Source organism: Streptomyces sp. CBMA156, assembly GCF_014596515.1.
In the GTDB taxonomy this organism is placed as follows: Bacteria; Actinomycetota; Actinomycetes; order Streptomycetales; family Streptomycetaceae; genus Kitasatospora.
Map to the genome: position 1 here is coordinate 1 of NZ_MSJQ01000188.1, position 5,471 is coordinate 5,471.

The 5,471-nt window shown below is 75.1% G+C and carries 3 protein-coding genes and 1 pseudogene; all 4 read left to right on the forward strand.

Translation table 11 applies throughout. The annotated features are described in order from the left end of the window. The first annotated feature begins 145 nt into the window (after positions 1 to 145). Entirely contained in the window at positions 146 to 2,023 is a 1,878-nt protein-coding gene (murJ, locus tag BU198_RS15540; RefSeq protein ID WP_223244433.1) for a murein biosynthesis integral membrane protein MurJ, read from the forward strand. A gap of 298 nt (positions 2,024 to 2,321) precedes the next feature. Then, positions 2,322 to 4,283 (forward strand): protein kinase family protein, encoded by a 1,962-nt coding sequence (locus BU198_RS15545; RefSeq protein WP_188297448.1) that lies wholly within the window; start codon positions 2,322 to 2,324, stop codon positions 4,281 to 4,283. 40 nt (positions 4,284 to 4,323) lie between these two features. Then, positions 4,324 to 5,037: an RNA polymerase sigma factor SigM gene (gene sigM / locus BU198_RS15550; RefSeq protein WP_317620140.1), complete on the forward strand. Its 714-nt coding sequence runs from the start codon at positions 4,324 to 4,326 to the stop codon at positions 5,035 to 5,037. Then, positions 5,034 to 5,471: pseudogene (locus tag BU198_RS15555) on the forward strand (hypothetical protein); the annotation flags it as partial. The gene sigM and the pseudogene BU198_RS15555, both read left to right, overlap by 4 nt.

Genomic DNA, 5,471 nt, shown 5'->3' on the forward strand with positions numbered 1-5,471 from the left:
CCCCCCCCCCCCCCCCCCCCCCCCCGCCCCCCCCCCCCCCCCTCCCCCCCCCCCCCCCCCTCCCCACCCCCCCCCTCCCCCCCCCCCCCCCCCGCGACCCTCCCCCCCCCCCGCGTCGGCGGCCGGCCCCGCACCGTACCCGCCGATGGGCGGCTACCCGGGACAGCCGCAGTACGGCGGCGCTCCCGGCGGGCAGCACCACTTCGTGCCGCCGATCGAGTTCGACCCACCGCTCTCCGAGGAGGAGGCCACCATGCAGGTGGCCGCCGTCGCGGTGCCCCCGGCGGTCGAGCCTCCGGCGGACGTCCTCGCCGACGAGCAGGCCGCACAGCAGGCGCCCGCGCCCGCCGCCGCACCCGCCGGGGCGCCCGGCGGTGGCGGCAAGGTCGCCAGCCTGCTGAACTCCAGCGCGATCATGGCGGCCGGCACCCTGGTCTCCCGCGGCACCGGCTTCGTCCGGACCATGGTGATCACCGCGGCCATCGGCGTCGTCGTGATGGGTGACTCGTACAACGCGGCGAACACCCTGCCCACCCTGCTGTACATCCTGATCGGCGGCGGCGCGCTGAACGCGGTCTTCGTGCCGCAGCTGGTGCGCAGCATGAAGAACGACGCCGACGGCGGCACCGCCTACGCCAGCCGGCTGCTCACCCTGGTGATGGTCGGGCTCGGCGGCGTGGTCTTCCTGGCGGTGCTCGGGGCACCGGTGCTGGTGCGGCTGATCGCCGAGCCGATGATGGCCAACCCGGAGCGCGCCGACACCACGGTGGCACTGGCCCGGTACTGCCTGCCGTCCATCTTCTTCATGGGCATCCACGTGGTGATGGGCCAGATCCTCAACGCCCGTGGCCGGTTCGGCGCGATGATGTGGACCCCGGTCCTGAACAACATCGTGGTGATCTTCACCTTCTCCGCCTACATCTGGGTCTACGGCGGGTTCGGCAGCACCCACGTCGCCCCCGAGACCATCTCCCCGGAGGGTGTGCGGCTGCTCGGCCTCGGCACCCTGGTCGGTCTGGTCGTCCAGTCGCTGGCGATGATCCCGTACCTGCGGGGGGCGGACTTCCGCTACCGGCCGCGCTTCGACTGGCGCGGCCACGGCCTCGGCAAGGCCGCCCGGCTCGCCAAGTGGACGTTCTTCTTCGTGCTCGCCAACCAGGCCGGCTACCTGGTGATCACCCAGCTGTCCACCAAGGCGGGCGCCGCCGCGGCGGCGGCCGGACACGGCGGCGTCGGCCTGGCCGCGTTCTCCAACGCGCTGCTGATCTGGCAGCTCCCGCAGGCCGTGATCACCGTCTCGATCATGAGCGCGGTGCTCCCCCGGCTCTCCCGGGCCGCGGCCGACGAGGACGCCGGCGCCGTGCGCGACGACATCTCCTACGGCCTGCGCACCACCGCGGTGGCGGTCGTCCCGGCGGCCTTCCTGTTCCTGTCGCTCGGCCCGGCGATCGGCCGGGCGATCTACGCGGTCGGCGGCAACGACACCGTGCTGGACGACGCCACCAACATCGGTCTGATGCTCTCCGCCTTCGCGCTGGGGCTGATCCCGTACTCCGCCCAGTACGTGATGCTGCGCGGCTTCTACGCCTACGAGGACACCCGCACCCCGTTCTCCAACACCGTCTGGGTCGCGGCCTGCCAGGCCGGTTTCGCGGTGCTGTGCTGGCTGGTGCTGCCCGCCGAGTGGACGGTGATCGGCATCGCCTTCGGCTACGGCCTGGCCTACGCCATCGGCGTGGTGGTCGCGATGCCGAAGCTGAAGAAGCGGATCGGCGGGCTGGACACCAAGCGGGTCGGCAGGACGTACAGCCGGCTGGCCGCCGCCTGCGTCCCGGCCGCCCTGGTCGGCCTCGGCGTCAGCCTGGGCGTCCAGCAGGCGCTCGGCGGGTGGCCGGGCAGCGTGGCGGCCCTGGTCGCGGCCGGCGGCCTCCAGCTGGCGGTCTTCGTGCTCGTCGCGAAGCGGCTGCGGATCGAGGAGCTGAACTCCATGCTGGGCATGGTCCGCGGCCGGCTGGGCCGCTGACCGACCGACGACCGGCCGGACGAGCGGGCGCCCTGACCGGGCGTCGACCGGAGCCCGCAGGGCTCCCGCGCTCGTCCGGCCGAGTGCTGGATCGCCGGTTCGTTCGGGTCCGCCCGACCGCCGGATGGCGACCCGGTGTCGGATCTGCACCACATCTCTCCACCCCGGGCAACCGTGCGGGCCCCTCAGCGGTCGTACCAGGTGGAGAAGAGTGGGCACAATTGTCCTGGAGCACGGGGCCTCAACCCCCGCGCTCCAGCGACTCTCTCGGGGCGACACAAGGGGAGGCAGGACCACGGTGGCTGATGGCACCAAGGCGGTCGTCGACACGTCAACAGCTGACGCGGCGGCGGACGAGGCCGCGCTGGCCGCGGCGATCGACGAGCTCGCGGGCTCGGACGACGCCGGCGAGAGCGCCTCCACGGAGGCCGGCAAGGGCACCGCCGCTGTCGCCGCCCCCGGGAGCACCGACGCGGACGGGACCGACGACGACGACGTACGGGCCACCGGTCCCGAGCCCGCCGTCGGCGAGGAGACCTCGGAGATCACCGCTCCGCTCTCCGTCCAGGAGATCCGCGCCGAACTGGCCGCCGGCCCGCCCCGGAAGAAGCCCGCCCCCGAGCCGGCCCGCCCGGCGCGCCGCCCCACCGACCCGCAGCCCACGGTCGACCCGCGCGACACCGCCACCCTCCCGCGCACCCTCCCCGCCCCGGCGCGCCGCAGCGGCGACATGATCGGCCACCGGTACCGGCTGGAGGAGTGCATCTCCCAGACCGAGACCTTCAGCAGCTGGCGCGCCGTCGACGAGAAGCTGCGCCGGGCCGTCGGCGTCCACCTGATGGCCTCCGGCCACCAGCGGGCCCGCAAGGTGCTGGCCGCGGCCAAGTCCGCCGCCCTGCTCGGCGACCCGCGCTTCGTCCAGGTGCTGGACGCCGTGCACGAGGGCGAACTGGTCTACGTCGTGAGGGAGTGGCTGCCGCACTCCTCCGACCTGGCCAGGCTGATCGCGAACGGCCCGATGGAGCCGCACGAGGCGTACCAGATGGTCCGCCAGGTCGCCGACGCCGTCGCGGCCGCCCACCGGCGCGGCCAGGCCCACCTGCGACTCACCCCGCGCTGCGTGCTGCGCACCGACAGCGGCCAGTACCGGATCAACGGCATCGCCGTGGACGCCGCCCTGCGCGGGCTGCCCGAGGAGGAGGCCGAGGACGCCCAGCGGGCCGACACCCGTGCGATCGGCGCGCTGCTGTTCGCCGCGCTGACCCACCGCTGGCCGTACCCCGAGGACCGCTACGACCTCCAGGGCCTGCCGAAGGGCCTCCAGAACGCCGCGCCGGACCAGGTCCGCGCCGGGGTCCACCGGGGGCTGTCCGACCTGGCCGCGCGGTCCCTGTTCGACCACCCGCCGCACCACGCCGAGCCGATCACCACCCCGGAGGAGCTCGTCCGGGCGATCGCGCGGCTGCCCAAGATCCGCCAGCCCGAGCCGGAGCTGCCCGCCTTCCAGGCCCCGCCCCGGCACAACACCCACGCCCTGCCCACCGCGCCCAACCCGACCCGGGTCGCCGACAACACCGTCGCCCCGCTGCCGGCCTCCTCCCGCCCCGCCTCCTCCCGGCGCACCCGGCGGCGGCTGCGCCGGGTGGTCAGGGCCACCGCCTGGACGGTCGCGCTGGGCGCGATCGGCGTCGCCTCCTGGCAGTTCGTCGGCTACCTGCACCACAACAGCCCCGCCGCCGCCTCCACGGCCACCTCGACCGGCGGCACCTCGCCGAGCCCGCAGGCCAGCACCCACAACCCGGGGCCGATCGCCATCAAGGGCGCGCAGTCGTACAACCCGCTGGGCGAAGGGACCGAGGGGAAGGACGACCCCGCGAAGGCGGTCGACAACGCCCCGAACACCGTCTGGACCACCCAGTGGTACAACGACCAGTTCGGCACCAAGCCGCCCGCCCTCAAGTCGGGCACCGGCCTGATGATCGACCTCGGCTCGCCGCAGGCGGTCTCCTCGGTGAACGTCCAGTTCGTCGGGGAGCACACCGCCGAGCTTCGGGTGCCCACCGCGGCCTCCGCCGCCAACCCGATGCAGGCTTCGCCGGAGGCTTTCACCGTCGCCGGCAGGAAGAGCGGGACCACCGTCGAGTACACCCTCGAATCGCCGGTCACCACGCGCTACCTCTTGCTCTGGCTGACCGCCCTGCCGAAGGATGGCAGCGGACGGTTCACCGGCCAGGTCGCCGAGGTCAAGGTCTCCGGCTGACCGGGCCGGCCGGCCCGGCACGACTGCGAGGGGACGAGGGGTGACGGTGGCGGACGACGACGCGGCGCTGCTCGCCCGGCACGTCGCCGGCGATCCCGAGGCCTTCGGCCTGCTGGTGAACCGCCACCGCGACCGGCTCTGGGCGGTCGCCCTGCGCACCCTGGCCGACCGTGAGGAGGCCGCCGACGCCCTCCAGGACGCCCTGGTCTCCGCCTTCCGCTCCGCGGCCGGTTTCCAGGGCCGCTCCGCGGTCACCACCTGGCTGCACCGGATCGTGGTCAACGCCTGCCTGGACCGCGCCCGGCGCACGGCCACCCGCCGCACCGCCCCGCTCGACGAGGACCCGCAGCGGCTGGACGCCCTGCTCGGCACCGCCGAACCGGCCGACTCCCCGGTGGTCAGGGCCGAGCTGCACCGCGAGCTGACCGCGGCGCTCGCCGAGCTGCCCCCCGAACAGCGGGCGGCGCTGGTGCTGGTCGACATGCAGGGCTACCCGGTCGCCGAGGCCGCCGAGCTGCTGGGCGTCCCGGTGGGCACCGTGAAGAGCCGCTGCGCCCGCGGCCGGGCCCGGCTCCTCCCCCTCGTCCGGCACCTGCGCGACCGGGATGTTTCACGTGGAACACCGGCCTCCCCCGGCTCGGCCCCGCCGGCCCGCCGGGAGGCCCCGGGGAACCCGGGGGGCCCCGCCACCGTCACAGGGACGGGCCCGAGCAGCGGTCGGACGATTCTGGAAGGAGACGCGAGCACCCGATGAACGCCCACCTCTCCTCCCCCGGACCCGCCGACGACCACCCTCCGGTCGAGCAGCTGGCCGACCTCGCCGAGGAACTGATCGAATCCCCCGCCACCATCGGGGCGCTGCGGCGCCACCTGGACGGCTGCGCCGAGTGCCGGGAGACCGTCGACGCGCTCGTCGAGGTCCGGGAGCTGCTCGGTGACGTCCCGACCGAACCGATGCCGGCCGACGTCGCCGCCCGACTGGACGCGGCGCTGGCCGAGGCCGCCGCCGAAGCCGCCGCCGGAACCGACCGGGAGGCCGTCGAGCGGCCTCAGGAGGCCCCCGCGGCCGTCCGTGGGACCGAGGCCCCGGCACCGCCCGTACGCTCCGCCACGACGCCCCCCGCGCCCTCCTCCGGCCCCCCGTCCCGGCCCGCCGGACGGTCCGGCTCGGCCACCGGCCCCGGCCGC